Raw genomic sequence first — 16,661 nt, forward strand, 5'->3', positions numbered from 1 at the left:
ATGCAGGCCGGGGGAGGCCGGTCAGGGAGCGCGAACGGCGACGGTGACGATGCGCACAGCGCCCCGGCCGACAGTGGCGCTCACCTGCGCGAGGCCGAGCGTCAGGCGCGCCTGGGGCATGCCGAAGTCGGCGAGCTCGTCGGCCGCCGCGTAGCGCAGCAGAGGCGCATCGGCGGCGAGGCGGCGCAGGACAGTGCCGCCCGAGAGGATGTCGGCCTCGTAGCGCTCGATGCTCTCGCCGAGCGGGATCTCCACCGGCTCCCAGGCATCGCCGCCGGTGCGGCTGCGGCGGACGAAGGCGATGTCGATTCCCGCCGGCCCGCGCCGCGCAGTTACGTGCACGGGCGGCAGCGGCGCGAGCGCGGCAGCGCCCGGCGTCGCCTCGAAGGCGAGGAATGAGGGGTCCGCGTGGTCGCGCTCGGCCGGGCCCACCCGGTAGCAGAAGGTTCGTCCCACCTCGTCGAGGCGCGTGGCGAGGGGCACGAGCGCGCGGTCGAGCACGACGGCGGGCGCGCCGGGGGCGAGCCGGCGCGCCGCCGCCGCCTCCGAGCCGCCGAGGCCGCGCAGGAGCCGCGCAAGGCGGAACGTGCCTTCGCCCACGAGCTCGGCGCGCGCCGCGGTCAGGATCTCCCAGGTGCCGTCCGGCCCGCGCAGCGCCAGCGTGTTGGCGCCGGCGAGCGCCCGCCCGTCATCGACGGAGGTGAGCGCCCCGCCCCTGAGCCTCACCGTCACCGTCGCGCCCTCGTCCCAGCGCCACAGCGGCCCGGGCCCGAGGGGTGACAGGGTCTCACCAAGGATCGCCGGCAGCTCTGCCACCGCATGGAGGTCGTAGGCCGCGCCGTCGCCCGAGCGCCAGACGGCGAGGCGCCCCGGCCAGGGATCGGCGAAGACGGCGAGATGCTGCAGCGGCGCCGGGCTCCCGAGGGCGAGCGGCAAGTCGAGCACCAGTGCGTGAGGCCGCCCCGGCAGGAGCGGCGGGGGCTTCGGCGCGCGCGTGAGGCGCGGGGCCGGCAGGTCGTAGACCGCAGGCTCGACGGCGCGGGCGGTGACGCGCCGTTCCGCCGCATCGGCGATGCGCGTGATGCGGAAGAGGCGCGGCGCGCTGCCCGTGGGCAGCGCCACCACGTCGCCGACCTCGAGGTCGACGCGGCGCGGGCTCAGGCCGAACTCGGCCGTCTCGCGCCCGGTCCAGAGGTCCTGCAGCCAGATGTCGGCGAGGCGCTGGGCCTCGGCCGGACGCAGCACCGCCGCCACCTCGCCGCCGATCTCGCGGCGGCTGCCGCAGGCGAGGCGGCGCGAGGCCACGGCGGCGCGGCGATAGTCGCGCTCGCCGTCGACGAAGCCGAGGCGGATCTCGCGCGGCAGCTCCGTCTCCTGCATGCGGCGCAGGCTGAAGGCCGCGTCCTCGCGGCCGGGCACGAGCTCATCGGCCGTGAGCGTCGCGACCGCCCGGCCGTTGCGGCCGACGAGGCGCAGGCCCGCCGCCCCCGCCACCGCGTCGAAGCCGAAGGCGCGCGCGAGCGGCTCCAGCGCCTCGCGGGCCGACATCGGCCGGTCGACGACATAGCCGTCGACGAAGCCGTCGAGGGCGATCTCGGCCGCCGGCGGCAGGCCGTGGTCCGCGAGGATCGCCGCCGCGAGCCGGTCGAGCGCAACCCCTTCGAGGCGGCCGGTGAGCCAGTGGCCGGTCTCCCAATTGGCGCCGTCGGCCCAGACCACGGAGAGGTCCGGGAAGGCCGGGAAGGGCCGCGCGTCCCAGGCCCAGGCGAAGATCCGCCCGGGGTCGACCATCGGCCCGCCGTAGACGGGCGAGATGGGGTTCGCCCCCGCCCGATGTCCCGGCTGCGCGGGATCGAAATGGGTCAGGACGGCCTCGAGGCCCCTCGTCTGCACGAGGTCGTCGCGGCGCCCGTCGGAGAAGGGCGGCAGGCCGCCCTCGGCCGATTTGGCGTCGGGGAAGACGTTCGGCGCATTGGCGCCCTTGTCCACGGCGGGCAGGCCGACCTCGGTGAGCCAGATGGGCTTCGCCCGCGGCGCCCAGGCGGTTGCGGCCGTCTCGACGCCGGCGACGCGCTCGACATGGGCGTTGCCCCACCAGCCGGCGAGATCCTTGACGCGGAACACCCAGGGCTTGCCGTAGGCGCCATCCGTGATCGGCTTGCGCGCCTGCGCCGCGCGCGCGGCGGCATCAGCATAGAACCAGTCGAAGCCCTCGCCCCCCGCGACCTGCGACCTCAGATAGGCCGGGTCGCAGGCCGAGCGTGCCGCGGCGCGGTCATGATGGCCCGTGCCGTCGCGCCAGTCGGCGAGCGGCGGGTAGAAGTCGATGCCCACGGCATCGATCGCCGGCGAGGCCCAGAGCGGATCGAGCGGGAAGCGCACCTCCGCGCCGCCGTCGCGCACGTGGGCGCCGTACTCCGTCCAGTCCGCGGCGTAGGTGAGGCGCGTGCCGGCGCCGAGCACCGCGCGCAGGTCGGCGGCGAGCCGCACCAGTTCCTCGACCGCCGGGTAGACGCCGGGAGCGGAGCGCACGCGCGTGAGCCCCACGAGCTCGGAGCCGAGGACGAAACCCTCGACCCCGCCCGCGGCGCGGGCAAGATGGGCATAGTGCAGCGCCTGCCGCCTGAGGCTCCATTCCTCCGGGCCGCGGTAGACGACGCTTTCGCCCTCGACGGCGAATTCCCCCGGCGCCGCCCGGCCGAAGAAGGCCGAGACCTCGGCCGCGGCGGCGGGCGTCGCGTCGGGGCTGCCGGGCCGGCCCGGCGCGGGATCGCAGGTGATGCGCCCCCGCCAGGGATAGGCCGGCTGGCGCGCGGCGCCCGTCCACGGGTCCGGCCGGACGTTGTCCGCCGGCACGTCCATCATGACGAAGGGATAGAGCACGACCTCGAGGCCGCGCGCCCTGAGTTCGCGCAGGAGACGCAGGATGGAGGCGTCCGAGGGCGTGCCGCCGTAGGCCGGCCGGCCGTCGACACGGCTCACCACCTGGGCGGTGGCGCGCGTCAGGCCGGCAACCGACCATTGTGCTTCGAGCGTCGCCTTCGCATCGGTCTCGACGCGCGGCGCGATGCGGCAGCGGCCGGCACGCAGATCGTCGCCGAACCAGCTCACGACGAGCGACACGCGCCGCAGGTTCGGGCACAGGCCCTGCAGCGCATCGAGCGAGGCCATGACGTCGCTCGCCCGCTGGAGCTGGTGGCGGTTCTCGGGCCGTGTCACGCCGGGATCGAGCGCGCGGCTGACCGCAAGCGTGTCGTAGGCGAACTCGCTCGCGCCCGGGATGAGGTTGACGGCACGGAGCATGGAGCCGAGGCCTGGCACGGGCCGCACGACCTCGAAGGACAGCTGCGGAATGCGGTTGCCGAAGGGTTCGAGCGGCAGGCGCTCGAGGACGACATAGGCGAGGCCGCGGTAGGCGGGGGCGTTCTCCGCCCCCTCCTTGGCGACGATGAGCGGGTCCGGCTCCTGGTCCTCGCCGCCGCGATGCAGGCGCATGGCGAGATGGGCAAGGTCGATCTCCCTGCCGTCGGCCCAGACACGGCGCAGGAAGGCAACCGGCCCCTCGCACAGGCCGACGGCGATATTGGCGTAATAGGCATAGGTCGTCGTCACCGTGCGGGGACCGCGCGGCGCGCCCTTGCCGCCGGCGCGCGGGGCGCGGGTCACGGTGGTCGTCGCCACCTCCTCGAAGCGCGTCGCCCAGATCAGCGCGCCGCCGATGCGGGCGCGGCCGTAGACGCGCGGGATGGGCGCGCCTTCGGTCGAGGTCAGCCCCTCCATGGTCTTCAACCGCGGCCCCTCGACGTAGCGCGTGCTGCCGTCGGCGAAGAGGGCCCCGTCGACGGCCGCCCCGGCCATGGCGCCGAGCGCGCGGCCCACCACGGCCCCGACCGGTCCGCCGACGAGGCCGCCGACGGCGGCGCCTGCCACCTGCAGAACGAGTGTCGCCATGGACGGGAAGCCTTTCGATGAAGAAAGTTGAGGAACGGCGCCGTCGCTTCGCGCGGGAAGCACTTGCATGCCCCCTCACCCCGCCTCCACGCCGGGGAAGCGGAAGGCGAAGGCGAGGTGGCGGCGCCACCAGGGCGTGAGCGCCACTTCCGCCACCGCCGCGCCGTCGTGGGCGTGGATCATGGCGTGCGGACCGCTCGCGATGCCGGCGTGCTTCGCGGGCAGATGGTCGCGCCAGCGGAAGAGGAGCACGTCGCCCGCGCCGAAGGCCGCCGGATCGACGGCGACGAGATGGCGGGCCGCTGCCTCGGCCAGCGCCTCACCGCCGGCGGCCTCCGCCCAGTCGGACGCATAGGGCGGCGGGAGCTCCGGCTCCGGCCCGACGACGGCGCGCCAGACGCCGCGCACGAGGCCGAGGCAGTCGCAGCCGACTCCCTTCAGGCTCGCCTGATGGCGGTAGGGCGTGCCGATCCAGGCGCGCGCCTCGGCCACCAGCGCTGTGCGGGTGATGCCGCCAGCGGCGGCGCTCATCGGAACAGGCTCCCGCCGTCGAGCCCCGCCTCGCCCTCGCGCGGCAGGCGCAGGATGAAATCGTCGCCCGGCATGTGCGGGAAGCCGCGGAAGTTCACACCGTTGCCGAACTTGTCCCGGCAGGTGGCGAAGCGCTTGTCGCAGCCCGCCGTGATGCGGAAGCTGTCGCCCACGGCGATCGGCCGCGGCATGGGCTGCCACAGCACGATCTCGGGCGCAGGCGGCGCATGGCGGTGGAGCTTCACCTCGACGCTGCCCCCGGCATTCGCCCCGCTCGTCCAGGTGACGAGGCCGCCGGTGAACCAGCCATCCGCGTGCGCCGTGAGCCCCACGGCGGCGAAGCCGAGGCGCCCGTCCGTCGCCGTCACCCGCGCCTCGGCGGCGAAACGCGGATCGGCGAGGGCCACGCGGCAGCGGGCGTCGCCCAGGTCGGCCGAGCAGGTCGGCCGGTAGAGGCGGCCCTGCTCCTCGTCGAGGCGGTGCATGGCGCCGCGCAGCTCGGCGACGAAGGCCCGCTCGCTGCGCCGGATCTCGCCGATCGTACCGACATCGAGGAGCAGACGTTCATCGACGTCCGACCAGTCGACGAGCCAGGTCTCGACGGCCGCTCCATCGTAGAGGCCCGATGCAAGCTCGTACTCCGTGATCCCGGCGGCGACAAGGGCGCCTGCCACCTCACCGCCGCCCACCGCGAAGCCGAGCTCGGCGGTCGCCTCCGCCGCCTCGAGGCCCGTGCGGGCGAGGAAGGCGACGCCGGCGAAGGCAAGGTCGCGGTCGTGGTCGGTGAAGCCGAGCCGCGCGCCGTCGCGGCGCGTGAGAAGCCAGCAGCGACACAGCGTCGTGGCGCCGCCCCCGAGGCGGGCGGCCAGGCCCGCGGGCAGGTTGCGCATGCGGGATCTCCTCGGAAGGTGCCTTCCGCGCAATGCGGCGAGCCGGCAGTTGGCGCGGGCCCGCCGATGGTCATCCCGGGGCGGCCGCAGGCCGCCCCGGGATGACGGGCGGAGGAGGTTGGACAGCCGCACAGCGGCTTCCGGGGTGACGGTGTGTGGTTCGCGGCGACGAGCTGCACCGGTTCACGGCAGGATCTCGACGAGCGGAATGCGCGGGATCTCGCCGGCGGCGAAGGCGGCGAGGTCAATCTCGAGCGCGTCCGTGTCGAAGCGCACCGGCACGTCGAAGGCAAAGCCCGCCGTCACGGCCGCACCCGGCGGCGGCACCTCGCCGTCGCGGAAGGTGACGAGGCCGGTCGTCACGTCGCAGTCGAAATGCAGCCCCTCGACCTTCTCCGTGCCCGCGACCGCTACCCGCACGGAGCCGGCGACGGGCTTGGCGATGGGCCGCAGATAAGGCGCGTGGGCGCCGCCGTAGGTCTTGACGAGCTGGAAGCTCGCCCGTGCCCCGTCGCCCGTGCCGAGCGCCTGGTCCTTCGGCGTCGGCGGGCGCGAGGGCGGGCCGGAGCGGAAGTCGACCCGGTCGTGCCAGCGGAAGCCGTAGAGCCGCCCGCGCCGCTCCTCGAAGAAGGCGAGGACGGCATGGAGCGCATCGAGCGTCTTGACGCCGTAGCCGGCGTCGTAGCGGCGGCGCGAATGGGCCCAGCGCGCGTTGCGATGCTCGCGGCCGGAGCCCAGCGTGACGATGTCCGTGCGCCGCTCCGGCCCGCCGCGGCTCGCGAGCGCCACGTCGAGGGGAAAGCGCAGCTCGTGGAAATCGGCGGGCATGGGCGCACCTCCCTCGCGTCACAGCGCCCGCCGGCCGCGGGCCACGGCGCGGGCGACGGCGGCGGCGACCTGCGCCTCCGAGCGGCGGAAGCTCTCGACGTCGCTCGCCGCGACATTGACGGTGACGGCAAGCGGCCGCTCGCGCCCGGCGGCCGCGCGCACGCCGAGCCGCCCGTCCGGCCCGCGGGCGAGCGGCATGATGGCCTCCGCCCCGAGCTCGCCCATGAGCCCGAGCCCGCGCGCCAGGGGAAAATAGGTCGGCGCCGCGACGACGCCGCCCTCGGCGAAGGGCTGCACGAGGCCGCGCGCCACAACGTTGCCGCGGGCGTTGGGAACCACGAGGGGCGAGCCGAGCTGCTTGCCGACCTCCGACAGATCTGGTCCTATCGGCAGGATATTCTTGAAGAGTCCTTCCGATAACGTCTTCAGCGCCTGGGTCAGGCCGAGCTCGAGCGGCTTGAAGGCGAGGCGCGCAGCGAATTCCGAGAACTTCCTGCCCATGCCCTTGAGAACGTCATCGAATTTCCTGCCTTCGACGAGCCCCTTCGCAAAAGCATTGGAGAGAGATCGGCCGAGATCGTCGCTGAGCTTCTTGACGCTCCTGAGCTGTTCGTTGAGAGCGTCTATTCTTTCGGGTCTGTCATCCCTGTATTCATGGTTGTCCATCTGCATTTCCTTCCCCCACCGTCACCGGCCTGGGCATCCGTTACGGTTCCTGCTCATGATCTTGGCAGCATCTCTGGCAGCCGGGTGCGTCCGCACGGCTCCCAGGCACGACGTCTACACCTTCAGGCGGATGCCCGACGCCAAGGACCCTTTTCAGAGCGCAAGGGTCTCCTGCGATTACGAATCGCAGAAATTCGCGGTCACTGCGCCGCCGGAGCGCGGCGCATCGATCATCAATCTGCAAAGGGAACAGCTCTATCTTGCCTGCATGAAATCGAAGGGATTCCTGATGACCAAGCATTGGGAGGAATGATGCGCGGCGGCCCGCCCCATCTCTTCGCTGGCTTGCAGCCCATTCCGTCGTTCGCCCTGTCGGCCGCCTGCGCTCGCCGGCCGACAGGTTTCACCGACGAATTCCGGGAAACCGCCGGTCGAGGCCACCCGCATGGCTGCCGCCGCTGCGCCTTCCCGATCACCCGCATCGGTTCTGGTTCCCGGGCTCGGCCTGCGGCCGTCCCGGGATGACCGGCAACGGTTCTCGCGCGAGCCTCGCTTCCGGCAGCGGCCGCCCCCGCCCGCTACCCGTCGGGGAAGGCGCGCATCAGCGCCGCAAGCTCCGCCCGGCCGGGCGGCGCGGGTGCGGCAGCCGGCCCGGCGAACCCTTCGACGGCGGCGGCGAGCTCGCGCGGCGTCAGGCGCCAGAAGGCGTCGGGGCCGAGCCGCAGGACGCCGAGGCCGAAGGCCATGACCTCGCGCCAGGGGAAGGGGCGCGGCGCCCCGCCCTCCCCGCGCCCTGCGGCGATCAAGGGTTTGCCGCGTCCTCCCCGCCGCCGAAGGTCGCGGCGAGAAGCGCCACGGCGGCGCGCATGCAGGCTTCGAGCTCGCCCGCGGCCGGCAGGGCCGCCACCTCGGCGTCGGTCAGGGCGGTGCCGCCGCCGCGGATGCCGGCGGCGAGGATGCGGATGAGGTCGCGCGTCGAGGGGGCGCCCTCCGCGAGGCGGGCGCAGAGCGCCGGCAGATTGTCGGCCGCGAAGGCGGCCTCCAGCTCGGCGAGGGCGCCGAGCGTGAGGCAGAGGGTGAAGCGGCGGCCGCCGAGGACGGCCTCGACCTCGCCGCGATGCCGGTTGGCCATCGGCGCCTCCTCAGATGGCGGTGAAGGTGAGCTGGCCGGCGGATTCGAGGGCGAGCTCGAAGGTCACCTCGCCGGCGTGGTCGCCGCGATATTCGAGCGTCGTGACCTGGAACGGCCCCTCGACGACGCCGAAGGCCGGCACCACCACCTGCCAGCGGCGGATCTCGCCGTCGAAGAAGATCTCGCGCACGAAGGCGTCCGACGCCTCGTCCTTGAAGATGCCCGCGCCGGTGACGCTCGCCCGGCGCACACCCGCCCCGGCGAGAAGCTCGCGCCAGCGGCCGGCGGATTCGGCGTGCGTCACGTCCACCGTCTCGGCGTTGAAGGCGATCTGGCGCGTGCGCAGGCCGGCCACAGTGGTGAAGGCGCCGACGGCGTCGGCCACCTTGAGCAAGAGGTCCTTTCCCTTCTGAGCGCCCATCGGCTTCAGGCTCCCGTCGTTCATCGCGTTGAAAAGGGGTGGGGCGCGCTGGCGGCGGGGCTGCGGCCACAGCTCCGCCGGTCACAGCTCCTCGGTCACGGCGCGCAAGGTCAGCGCCACGCGGGCGGCGCGCGCGCGCTCGTCGCGCTTCAGCTCGCAGCGCGTGACAGCGAGGAGGACGAGGCGGTGGCCCGCGAGCGTCAGCGCCGCATCGTCGAGGAGGACGCGAATCCGCTCGGCCGCCTCGAGGGCCGCTCTGGCGCCGAGGCCCTTCGCCCAGATGACGAGCGTCACCTCCTGCTCGTGGCCGCGGTCGCTTGCCGTCGAGCGGTCGGTCAGGCGCTGGTCGCCGAAGACGATTTAGAGGCCTTCCGCGGCGCGCGGCGGCTCCTCGTGGATGCGCGGCCCGCCGAGCATGGCGGCAAGCGCCGCATCGCCGGACAGCCGCGCATGGACCGCGCGGCGCAGGGCGAGGATGGGGCTCGTCACGGCATCACCTCCTCGACGGTGAGCACGAGGCGGCGGCGGCGCCCGTCCGGATCCGCCGCGGCGAGGATGCGGTAGAGCCGCTCGCCGTCGCGCAGGCGCAGGCGGCCGTCGACGCCGGGGCGCCAGCGCAGGACGAGGCGGCGGCGCACCGCGATCTCGGGCCGGTCGGCCACATGACGCTCGCCGGCCTCGGCGGCGGGCATGGCGCTCACCGCCGCCCAGGGGCGGGCGACGGGCGTCCAGCTGCGGGCGACGCCGCCGGCGTCGTCGGGCGCCTCCACCGGCGCCTCCAGCGTCACGCGCCGGCGCAAGGCGGCGATGGTCGTCTCGCGGAGGGTCATCACAGCCTCATCCGGCGGAAGGGGGCGAGGAGCACCCGCACGCCCGGCGGCAGCGCCGCCTCGGCCGCGGCCTCCCCGTCGCCGCGATGCTCGAACCAGTGGGCGGCGAGCTCCGTGACCGCCTGGCGCAGCGGCATGGGCACGGCGGCGGGATCGGCGCCGTAGCCCGCCGCGACGTCGAGCTCGATACCGCCGCGTGCCAGCCGCGGGGGCGGCACCGGCGCGACGAGGGCGATGCGCCCCGGCTCGGCCCGCGTGTCGGTGGCGAAGGCAGCAAGCGGCAGGGGCTCGGGCGCGCCGCCGTCCCGCGCCGCAAGCCGCGCGGCGAGGAGCCCCGCAAAGGGCGTGAGCGGCACGCGCAGCACCCCCTCGGTCGGCCAGACGTCGAGCACGAGCCGCCAGGTCTGGGCGACGAGCAGGCGGCCCGATGCGGCCTCGACCATGAGGCGCGCGGCGGTGACGAGGCTCGTGACGAGGTCGTCCTCCTCGCCGGTGTCAAGGCGCAGATGGGCCTTCATCGCGGCGAGCGACACGGGCTCGACCGCAGGCCCGGAAACGAGGATCGGCGTCATGGTTCGTCCGTGTGCAAAGGGCTTGGGCTGGCGACAGGGGGCGCGCACGGTCGGCATTGGCTTGGCCCCGCGGCTTCCGGGGTGCCAGTCAGGGGTTCGCGCGGCAACCATCCCTTCCCTTCCCGCCGCGCGGCCGGTAAGCCTCGCCGGCGGAACGGGAGGTGTCGCATGGTTCGTTCGCTGCGCGTTGCGGCGACCGCGCTCGTCACGCTTGCCGCCGTGCCGGCCGGGGCCGTCGTCGGCGGGCGCGAGGGCGGGGCCTGGGAGCGCTCGGCCGTCATGGTGCTCGGCTCGCGCGGCAATGTCTGCTCGGGCGTGGTGCTGGCGGCGGACGTCGTGCTCACGGCCGCGCATTGCGTGAAGAACGCGCCCGAGCACCGCATCCATTTCCGCTCGGCGGCGGGCGAGCCCGTGCTCGTCACCACCGCGGGCATTGCCGTGCATCCGGGCTACCGCGCCGAGGCGGTCGCGAGGCGCGAGCGCTCGGTGGACATCGCCCTCGTGCGCCTCGCCGAGCCTCTGCCGGACAGCTTCGCGCCGGCACGCCTCTCCGCCGCCGCGCCGCCCGCGGCGGGAACCCGCCTTGCGCTCGGTGGCTACGGGGTGGCGCGCGAGGACGAGCCGCGGTCGAGCGGCACCTTCCGCACCGCCGACCTCGCCGCCGTCGAGCCCTATGGCCGCGGCGCCATCCTCGTCTGGCTCGCCGACCCGGCGGGGCTCGGCAAGCGTCCCGGCGCCGGGGCCTGCGAGGGTGATTCCGGCGGCCCCATCGCCGACGGGGGAAGCATCGTTGCCGTGACGAGCTGGTCGACCGGAGCGGGCAAGGCGACCTGCGGCCTCCTCACCCAGGGCATCGCCCTCGGCCCCCAGCGCGCCTGGATCGACGCAACGCTCGCCCGCTGGGGGCGGATGGCGCAGTGGGGGGAGTAGGGCGCCCGCGACGACGGGCCACGGTTCGCGCGGCAACCGCCCCCCGTCATCCCGGGGCCGGGCGCAGCGAGGAGCCCGGGATCCAGAGCCGATGCGCGTGATCGAGACGGCGCGCCGGCCGCCGCGTCCTTGCCACAACCGGGATCGTTTCCGGGCCCCGGACAGCCGCTGCCGCGGCTTCCGGGGTGACGGGAAGAGGCTCGCGCGGCGGCCTCCTCACGCCGCGAACTTCAGCAGCTTGATCGCCTCGAAGTCCTGCACGCCGCCGCCGACGCGCTTCGTCGTGTAGAAGAGCACGTAGGGCTTCGCCGAGAAGGGGTCACGCAGCACGCGCACGCCCGCCCGATCGACGACGAGATAGCCGCGGCGGAAGTCGCCGAAGGCGACCGACAGGCTGTCGGCGCCGACGTTCGGCATGTCCTCCGCCTCGACGACGGGAAAGGTCATCAGTGTCGCCTGCCCGCCGGCAGCGGCCGGCGGCTGCCAGAGGTAGTTGCCCTGCCCGTCCTTGAACTTGCGGATGAGGCTCTGCGTCTTGCGGTTCATGACGAAGACGGCGTTCTGGCGGTAGCCGCTCTTCAGCGCATAGACGAGGTCGACGAGCACGTCGGAGGGGCTCGACGCCGGGAAGGCGCCGGCCGCGCCCGTCGACACGGTGCCGAGCTTGCCCCAGCTCCAGTTGCCGTTCGCCACCGTCTCGTAGCTCAGGAAGCCCTTCGGCTTGCCGACGCCGTCGCCGGCGACGAAGGCCGCGCCCTCCTGCTCGGCGAAGGCGGTCTCCACCTCCTCGGCGAGCCACTGGTCGACGTCGACCACGGCGTCGTCGAGCAGCGTCTGGGTCGCCGCCGGCATGGCGTAGAGCTCCATCGCCGGGAAGGAGAGCTCGGCGAGCGTCGGGCTCGCGGTCTGGGCGCGCGGGGCGCTCTCGGCCACCCAGCCGACCGCCGGGGCGCCGGTGGAACGGGCCGTCTTGTAGGTGCCGGACGAGACGACGCGGACGGAGGCGACGGCACGGATGGGCGAGACCGTGGCGAGCCGGCGCAGGACCTCGCGCTCCACCTCGGCCGGTACGAGATAGCCGCCGTCCGGGCCCGCGCCGGCGGACAGCGCCTTCGCCTCCAGGTGCTTCAGCCCGGCCGCCTCCCCCGAGCGCATGTAGGCGTCGAAGGCGGCCTTGTGCTCGGCGGCGGCGGGGTCGGCCGGCACCGCGGCCGCGCCGAGGGCTGGCCGGCGGGCGTCGAGCGTCATCCGCTCGAGCCGCCGCTTCGTCTCGTCGAGGGCGGCGTCGATGCGGGCGAGCTTCTCCTCGGTGAGGACGTCGGCGGCGAGCCGCGTCTCGATCTCACCGATGCGGGCGTCGTTCGTCTCGCGGAAGGCGGCGAAGGCGCGCGAGAAATCCTCGAAGGCGGCGGCGACGTCGGCGCCGCCGGCCTTCGTCTCGGGGGCGGGATGGTCCATGGTCATGCGAAATCCTCTCTCCTCCTGCGGATGGTCACGGGGCGAGTTCATGCGCGGCGCGGCGGATGGCTTCGGCAAGGGCTGCCGACCGGTCGGTGCCCCTGCCCTTGACGCCGGTCACGCGCGCGCCGGGCAGCATGGGAAAGGTGACGAGCGAGATCTCCCACAGATCGACTTTGGCGATGTGCCTCACGCGCGTGCGCGGATCGGTGCGGGCCCGCTCGGTGCGGAAGCCGATGGACAGGCCGTCGACGGCCCCCTCGCTCAGAAGCGCGTGGATCTCCCGGGCCCGTGCCACGGCGAGGTTGAGACGGCCGCGCGCCTTGAGGCCGCGCCCGTCCTCGGCGAGCGACAGCCAGCGGCCGAGCGGCTCGGCCGGGTCGTGCTGCCAGAGCAGGCGCACGCCGCCGGCGCCGCGGCGAGCGAGGCTCTCGGCAAAGGCGCCGGGCTCGATCACGTCGCGGCCGAGGTCGGGCACGCCGAAGAGGCTGGCATAGCCCTCGAACTCGCCGTCGGGGGCGCCCGCCGCGGGCGGCGCGGGCCACAGCTTCACCTCTAGGCCTGCCGTCATCGGCGCCCTCCCGCTGCCGAGGGCTCCCGCGCCGGCGTGGTCCTGCCCGCAGCGGGCTCCAGCCGCTCCAGCACGCGCAGGAAGGTGGCGATCACCGCCCCTTCCCGCCCCGGCACAGGTTCTGCAGGCGAAACGCGCCCGGCGGCGCGCGGCGGTCGTCGTCGCGTCATTCCTCATCTCCCGAAAAGCGGCGGTTGAAGCGGGCGAGCTCGCGCACGAAGGCGTCGAAGCGCCGGTTGGCGGCGGCGAGCTCGCGCAGGGTGAGGGTGAGCAGCGCGGAAGCCCCGCTCGCCCACAGGAAGAGGGCGAGATGGGCGAGGTCGCCACGCGTCACGATGGCCTCGGTGACGGACGTCATGATTGCCGTTTCCCGCGCGAATCTCTGACCGTCATTGGCGTTCCCGCGAACACTCCCCCGTCACCCCGGAAACGATCGCGGTGCCGGCAAGGGCGCGGCGGCCGTAGCCGACGGCCTCGCGCTTCTCGTCGGCGGTGAGGAAGTCGGCCGTGGTGACGCGCCGCCACAGGGCCTCGCGCTCGGTCGAGAGCGCCTCGACGGCGTCGAGGTCGGGCGTGAGGCGGAGCCCCTGGCCGAAGGCCGGGCCGAGCCAGTGGACGAGGCTCGCCGCCGTGCGCTGCACGAGGGGGATGACGGTCTGGCGCCAGAAGGCGCGGTTCGCCTCGGCGTAGTTGGCATAGGTGTTGTCCCCGGGCAGGCCGAGGAGGAGCGGCGGCACGCCGAAGGCGAGCGCGATCTCGCGCGCCGCCGCCGCCCGCGCCTCGACGAAGTCCATGTCCTTCGGCGTCAGCGACAGCGGCTTCCAGTCGAGCCCGCCCTCGAGCAGCATGGGCCGCCCGGCGTTGGCCGCGCCCTGGTAGCTCTCCTCGAGCTCGGCCTTCAGCCGCTCGAACTGCGTCTCCGTCAGGTTGACGCCGGCCGGCCCCGCATAGACGAGCGCCCCCGAGGGCCGGGCCGCATTGTCGAGGAGCGCCTTGTTCCAGGCGCCCGCGGCATTGTGCACGTCGAGGGCGACGGCCGCCGCCTCGAGCGGCGCGAGGCCGTAGTGGTCGTCGAGCGGGTTGAAGAGCTTCAGGTGCAGGACCGGCGGCACGCCGCCGGGCTCCGCCCGCTGGGACATGCGCACGGTCTCGGCGCCCACGGCGTAGTCGTAGGCTTCCGGCCAGCCGTCGGCTCCCGGCACGACGCGCACGCGGTCGGGCCTGAGCGCATAGAGTTCGCGCGGGCGCCCGTCGACGGAAACCGCCTCGAGATAGGCATTGCCGGCGACGAGCAGGTGGCCGTAGACGGCTTCGAGCAGCACCGCGCCCGTCTCGCGCAGGTTGGGCCGGGCGAGGAGGGCGAGAAGCGGATGCTCGTCGCGCTCGCGCGCGCCCTCGTAGAGCAGGAGCGGCAGGAAGGCCGCCGCCTCCGCCACCAGACGGACGCAGCGGTGCACGACGGCGTTGCGCTTCAGCCCCTCGCGGGCGAGCGCCGCATAGTCGCGCGGCGTCCACACCGGACGCCCGGCGGCGTAGAGCGCCATGACCGGGGCGACGCGCGAGGCCTTGACGTCGGGAGCAGCCGCGCGGGTGCGCCCCGCGCCCCCGAGCGGGCGGGAAAGAAGAGAGGGCATGGTGTCGCTTTCGCAGGAAGAGACAGCCGCTGACGCAGCTCCCGGGTAACGGTGGTGGAGGAGGGTGCCCCCTTCGCTCACAGCCCCCTCACCCGCGGCTCGGCGGCGGATTGCAGGGCGAGCGCCGTGACGGCCCAGACAAGGGCGTCGAGGCGGTCGGGCGAACGGCCGGAGGAGAGGCCGCCCGGGCCGAAATCCGCCATCTCGTCCTCGAGCGCCGGAAAGGCGCCCACGTGGCGCACGCGCCCCTGCTCGTAGAGCGCGGCGACGGGCTCGGCGCGCAGAAACTTGCCGCGCGTGGCGCGCACGGTGGTGACCGGCACGGCCGGGTCCGTCTCGCGCAGCACCGCCGTCGCCATCTCGCCCCCCTGGTTGACCTCGACGACGAGCGCATCCGCCGCATGGCGGTGGAACAGGGCCGCCGCCTTCGCCGCCCATTCCGCCGGGCGGGCGCGTTCGAGGGTCGCGTCCTCGAGCACGTAGACGACGCGCTCGCGGTCGATGCCGGCGACGACGAGGCCGCAGGCGTCCGCCCGCCGGCCCGAACTCGCCGGCGGGTCCACCGCCACGACGAGACGCGCGAGCGGCGGCGCCTGCGCGACGCGCGCCGCCTCGAGCGCGGCCCGCGTCCACAGGGCATCCGCCCGCTCCTCGACGATCTCGCCGTCGAGCTCCTGGCGGCCGAGGCGCGTGCCGGCGTAGCGCCCGACCACCGCGTCGAGGAAGGACGGGGCGAGGTTCAGTGCATTGGCGCGGGTGGCGGCGCGCGTCACGGCCGTGCGGGGATCGGCCATCAGCGCCCTCAGGAGCGGGATGGGCCGCGGCGTCGTGGTCACCACCTGCCGCGGCCGCATGCCGAAGCGCAGGCCGAACTGCAGCATGTCCCACGTCTCCCGGGCGAGGCGCCATTTGCACAGCTCGTCGGCCCAGGCCGCGCCGAACTGCGGGCCGCGCAAGGCCTCCGGGTCCTCGGCCGAGAAGGCCTGCGCCACCGCGCCGTTGCGCCATTCGAGGCGGCGGCGCGAGGGCTGCCACTGCGGCCGCTCCCAGCGCGGGTGGACGGCGAGCAGGCCCGACACGCCCTCGATCATCACGTCGCGCACGTCGGCCGCCGTCTCGCCCACGAGGGCGATGCGGCCGACGGGGCGGTCGGCATGGGGCGGCAGGCCGAGTGCGGTGCCGCGCACCCATTCGGCGCCCGTGCGCGTCTTGCCGGCACCGCGGCCGCCGAGCACGAGCCAGGTGGTCCACTCGCCGCCGCCTTCCGCCGCCGCCGGCGGCATCTGGTCCGGCCGGGCGAAGAACGGCCAATGGGTGGCGATTGCCTGCAGGAGGCGCCGGTCACAGGTGGCGAGCAGGCGCGCAAGCTCATTCCTCCGCGCGCAGGCGATCAAGGCGTTCCGCAAGCTCTCGTCGGAAATCGTCGAGGTCACGCGGTCCGGTGTCGTCGTCTCCATCATCCATCTTTCGCGCGTCGCGGGCGTCGAACGCCGTGAGCTCCCGCATGGTCCTGACGACCACGGCGAGCGCGCGGGCGTCGCGCTCGCGCGTCGCCGCCCCCTCCCCGCCGGCTTCGAGCCGCCCGGCGATGTCGCGCACCTGCAGCGCGGCCGCGCGCCAGATGCGGTCGACCAGGGCGGCGCGGTGCTTCGGCCCCCAGTGCGACGTCCGCGGGTGACAGCGGCGCAGCGGCAGCGGCTCGGCCACCAGCTCGCCCCCGGCACCGTACCCCGCGAGCCAGCGGTAGAGCCGGCTGCCGCCGACCTTCAGGTCGGCCCGGATGCGCGCCACGGGCACGCCCTCGGCATAGAGCCGGCGCGCGTATGCGGCGGCCTCGCCATCGTCCTCGACCATGCGATGCCTCATCCTCGGAAGGGGCGATCCCGCCCGGGGCCGGTGCAGGTCCGCAAGGCCCGCGGCCTCGGCCGGCGATGCGCCCCGGACGCAATTGTGGAGCATGGCCGAACACTATCCCGGCACCGCGCAGGTGTCAAGGACTATTTTCCTCATAATGCCATGCATGATGAATGCAGTCCTTGCGAAACGCCGGATGCGGCATGGCCCCCCCTGTCGCCATGGCGTCCCTTCGGGGTGGCGCGGAGCATCAGCCCCCTCGTCGCGGCTCGCGCCCGTGCCGGCATGACGGAGCCGGCGGTATCCCGGAACCGGCATGCGTTGCCCGCTCGCCACACCGGCGATGAAAATGGCGCGGCCGCATGCTGCGGCAGGGGCCAGCACCGCCGCAGC

At 74.3% G+C, this 16,661-nt stretch carries 20 protein-coding genes; 2 read left to right on the forward strand and 18 right to left on the reverse strand.

The window, feature by feature from the left end:
* Positions 1 to 21: 21 nt before the first annotated feature.
* From QNA08_RS12305 to QNA08_RS12325, 5 genes are all read right to left on the reverse strand, one after another.
* Positions 22 to 3,951: a baseplate multidomain protein megatron gene (locus QNA08_RS12305; RefSeq protein WP_283741014.1), complete on the reverse strand. Its 3,930-nt coding sequence runs from the start codon at positions 3,949 to 3,951 to the stop codon at positions 22 to 24.
* A 75-nt stretch (positions 3,952 to 4,026) separates the two neighbouring features.
* Positions 4,027 to 4,482 (reverse strand): NlpC/P60 family protein, encoded by a 456-nt coding sequence (locus QNA08_RS12310; RefSeq protein WP_283741015.1) that lies wholly within the window; start codon positions 4,480 to 4,482, stop codon positions 4,027 to 4,029.
* Entirely contained in the window at positions 4,479 to 5,372 is an 894-nt protein-coding gene (locus QNA08_RS12315) for a DUF2163 domain-containing protein (protein WP_283741016.1), read from the reverse strand. Before QNA08_RS12315 ends, QNA08_RS12310 begins: the two co-directional genes overlap by 4 nt.
* A gap of 183 nt (positions 5,373 to 5,555) precedes the next feature.
* A complete protein-coding gene (locus QNA08_RS12320) occupies positions 5,556 to 6,200 on the reverse strand; it encodes a DUF2460 domain-containing protein (RefSeq protein ID WP_283741017.1) in 645 nt (214 codons plus the stop codon).
* An 18-nt stretch (positions 6,201 to 6,218) separates the two neighbouring features.
* Positions 6,219 to 6,866 (reverse strand): phage tail tape measure protein, encoded by a 648-nt coding sequence (locus QNA08_RS12325; RefSeq protein WP_283741018.1) that lies wholly within the window; start codon positions 6,864 to 6,866, stop codon positions 6,219 to 6,221.
* A 55-nt stretch (positions 6,867 to 6,921) separates the two neighbouring features.
* On the opposite strand from QNA08_RS12325, the gene QNA08_RS12330 reads away from it, so the two are divergent.
* On the forward strand, positions 6,922 to 7,179 hold the full coding sequence (locus tag QNA08_RS12330; RefSeq protein WP_283741019.1) for a hypothetical protein: 258 nt from the start codon (positions 6,922 to 6,924) through the stop codon (positions 7,177 to 7,179).
* 265 nt (positions 7,180 to 7,444) lie between these two features.
* Here QNA08_RS12330 and QNA08_RS12335 read toward each other — a convergent pair whose 3' ends face one another.
* From QNA08_RS12335 to QNA08_RS12365, 7 genes are all read right to left on the reverse strand, one after another.
* Positions 7,445 to 7,672 carry a rcc01693 family protein gene (locus tag QNA08_RS12335; RefSeq protein ID WP_283741020.1) on the reverse strand — a complete coding sequence of 76 codons (228 nt, stop codon included), beginning with the start codon at positions 7,670 to 7,672 and terminating at the stop codon, positions 7,445 to 7,447.
* Positions 7,669 to 7,998, reverse strand: coding sequence for a gene transfer agent family protein (locus QNA08_RS12340; protein ID WP_283741021.1), 330 nt, complete (start codon positions 7,996 to 7,998; stop codon positions 7,669 to 7,671). Before QNA08_RS12340 ends, QNA08_RS12335 begins: the two co-directional genes overlap by 4 nt.
* Before the next feature lie 10 nt (positions 7,999 to 8,008).
* The gene (locus QNA08_RS12345; protein WP_283741022.1) at positions 8,009 to 8,419 is read right to left on the reverse strand and encodes a phage major tail protein, TP901-1 family; all 411 of its coding nucleotides are present in this window, start codon (positions 8,417 to 8,419) and stop codon (positions 8,009 to 8,011) included.
* Positions 8,420 to 8,500: 81 nt separating this feature from the next.
* The gene (gene gp17, locus QNA08_RS12350; protein WP_283741202.1) at positions 8,501 to 8,779 is read right to left on the reverse strand and encodes a tail completion protein gp17; all 279 of its coding nucleotides are present in this window, start codon (positions 8,777 to 8,779) and stop codon (positions 8,501 to 8,503) included.
* Positions 8,780 to 8,908 carry a hypothetical protein gene (locus QNA08_RS12355; RefSeq protein WP_283741023.1) on the reverse strand — a complete coding sequence of 43 codons (129 nt, stop codon included), beginning with the start codon at positions 8,906 to 8,908 and terminating at the stop codon, positions 8,780 to 8,782.
* Positions 8,905 to 9,249: a head-tail adaptor protein gene (locus QNA08_RS12360; protein WP_283741024.1), complete on the reverse strand. Its 345-nt coding sequence runs from the start codon at positions 9,247 to 9,249 to the stop codon at positions 8,905 to 8,907. Before QNA08_RS12360 ends, QNA08_RS12355 begins: the two co-directional genes overlap by 4 nt.
* On the reverse strand, positions 9,249 to 9,821 hold the full coding sequence (locus QNA08_RS12365; protein ID WP_283741025.1) for a head-tail connector protein: 573 nt from the start codon (positions 9,819 to 9,821) through the stop codon (positions 9,249 to 9,251). The genes QNA08_RS12360 and QNA08_RS12365 overlap by 1 nt, the downstream gene beginning before the upstream one ends.
* A 168-nt stretch (positions 9,822 to 9,989) precedes the next feature.
* On the opposite strand from QNA08_RS12365, the gene QNA08_RS12370 reads away from it, so the two are divergent.
* The gene (locus QNA08_RS12370) at positions 9,990 to 10,751 is read left to right on the forward strand and encodes a S1 family peptidase (protein WP_283741026.1); all 762 of its coding nucleotides are present in this window, start codon (positions 9,990 to 9,992) and stop codon (positions 10,749 to 10,751) included.
* Positions 10,752 to 10,967: 216 nt separating this feature from the next.
* On the opposite strand, the gene QNA08_RS12375 is transcribed toward QNA08_RS12370, so the two are convergent.
* From QNA08_RS12375 to QNA08_RS12400, 6 genes are all read right to left on the reverse strand, one after another.
* A complete protein-coding gene (locus QNA08_RS12375; RefSeq protein ID WP_422679911.1) occupies positions 10,968 to 12,215 on the reverse strand; it encodes a phage major capsid protein in 1,248 nt (415 codons plus the stop codon).
* A 28-nt stretch (positions 12,216 to 12,243) separates the two neighbouring features.
* Positions 12,244 to 12,780: an HK97 family phage prohead protease gene (locus QNA08_RS12380; RefSeq protein WP_283741027.1), complete on the reverse strand. Its 537-nt coding sequence runs from the start codon at positions 12,778 to 12,780 to the stop codon at positions 12,244 to 12,246.
* Between the two features lie 166 nt (positions 12,781 to 12,946).
* Positions 12,947 to 13,138, reverse strand: a complete 192-nt coding sequence (locus tag QNA08_RS12385) for a hypothetical protein (protein ID WP_283741028.1) — start codon at positions 13,136 to 13,138, stop codon at positions 12,947 to 12,949.
* A 31-nt stretch (positions 13,139 to 13,169) separates the two neighbouring features.
* Positions 13,170 to 14,414 carry a phage portal protein gene (locus QNA08_RS12390; RefSeq protein ID WP_283741029.1) on the reverse strand — a complete coding sequence of 415 codons (1,245 nt, stop codon included), beginning with the start codon at positions 14,412 to 14,414 and terminating at the stop codon, positions 13,170 to 13,172.
* A gap of 77 nt (positions 14,415 to 14,491) precedes the next feature.
* A complete protein-coding gene (locus QNA08_RS12395; protein ID WP_479688867.1) occupies positions 14,492 to 15,808 on the reverse strand; it encodes a DNA-packaging protein in 1,317 nt (438 codons plus the stop codon).
* Complete coding sequence (locus tag QNA08_RS12400; protein ID WP_283741030.1) at positions 15,783 to 16,268, reverse strand: hypothetical protein; 486 nt, start codon at positions 16,266 to 16,268, stop codon at positions 15,783 to 15,785. Before QNA08_RS12400 ends, QNA08_RS12395 begins: the two co-directional genes overlap by 26 nt.
* Positions 16,269 to 16,661: the final 393 nt, after the last annotated feature.

Source organism: Chelatococcus albus (assembly GCF_030067675.1).
GTDB classification, from domain to species: Bacteria; Pseudomonadota; Alphaproteobacteria; order Rhizobiales; family Beijerinckiaceae; genus Chelatococcus_A; species Chelatococcus_A albus.

What these genes read in the sequence shown, in the direction of transcription:
- QNA08_RS12305 (WP_283741014.1), bottom strand. Translation starts at nt 3,951, where the DNA reads ATGGCGACACTCGTTCTGCAGGTGGCAGGCGCCGCCGTCGGCGGCCTC.
- QNA08_RS12310 (WP_283741015.1), bottom strand. Translation starts at nt 4,482, where the DNA reads ATGAGCGCCGCCGCTGGCGGCATCACCCGCACAGCGCTGGTGGCCGAG.
- QNA08_RS12315 (WP_283741016.1), bottom strand. Translation starts at nt 5,372, where the DNA reads ATGCGCAACCTGCCCGCGGGCCTGGCCGCCCGCCTCGGGGGCGGCGCC.
- QNA08_RS12320 (WP_283741017.1), bottom strand. Translation starts at nt 6,200, where the DNA reads ATGCCCGCCGATTTCCACGAGCTGCGCTTTCCCCTCGACGTGGCGCTC.
- QNA08_RS12325 (WP_283741018.1), bottom strand. Translation starts at nt 6,866, where the DNA reads ATGGACAACCATGAATACAGGGATGACAGACCCGAAAGAATAGACGCT.
- QNA08_RS12330 (WP_283741019.1), top strand. Translation starts at nt 6,922, where the DNA reads ATGATCTTGGCAGCATCTCTGGCAGCCGGGTGCGTCCGCACGGCTCCC.
- QNA08_RS12340 (WP_283741021.1), bottom strand. Translation starts at nt 7,998, where the DNA reads ATGGCCAACCGGCATCGCGGCGAGGTCGAGGCCGTCCTCGGCGGCCGC.
- QNA08_RS12345 (WP_283741022.1), bottom strand. Translation starts at nt 8,419, where the DNA reads ATGGGCGCTCAGAAGGGAAAGGACCTCTTGCTCAAGGTGGCCGACGCC.
- QNA08_RS12360 (WP_283741024.1), bottom strand. Translation starts at nt 9,249, where the DNA reads ATGACCCTCCGCGAGACGACCATCGCCGCCTTGCGCCGGCGCGTGACG.
- QNA08_RS12365 (WP_283741025.1), bottom strand. Translation starts at nt 9,821, where the DNA reads ATGACGCCGATCCTCGTTTCCGGGCCTGCGGTCGAGCCCGTGTCGCTC.
- QNA08_RS12370 (WP_283741026.1), top strand. Translation starts at nt 9,990, where the DNA reads ATGGTTCGTTCGCTGCGCGTTGCGGCGACCGCGCTCGTCACGCTTGCC.
- QNA08_RS12375 (WP_422679911.1), bottom strand. Translation starts at nt 12,215, where the DNA reads ATGACCATGGACCATCCCGCCCCCGAGACGAAGGCCGGCGGCGCCGAC.
- QNA08_RS12380 (WP_283741027.1), bottom strand. Translation starts at nt 12,780, where the DNA reads ATGACGGCAGGCCTAGAGGTGAAGCTGTGGCCCGCGCCGCCCGCGGCG.
- QNA08_RS12385 (WP_283741028.1), bottom strand. Translation starts at nt 13,138, where the DNA reads ATGACGTCCGTCACCGAGGCCATCGTGACGCGTGGCGACCTCGCCCAT.
- QNA08_RS12390 (WP_283741029.1), bottom strand. Translation starts at nt 14,414, where the DNA reads ATGCCCTCTCTTCTTTCCCGCCCGCTCGGGGGCGCGGGGCGCACCCGC.
- QNA08_RS12400 (WP_283741030.1), bottom strand. Translation starts at nt 16,268, where the DNA reads ATGGTCGAGGACGATGGCGAGGCCGCCGCATACGCGCGCCGGCTCTAT.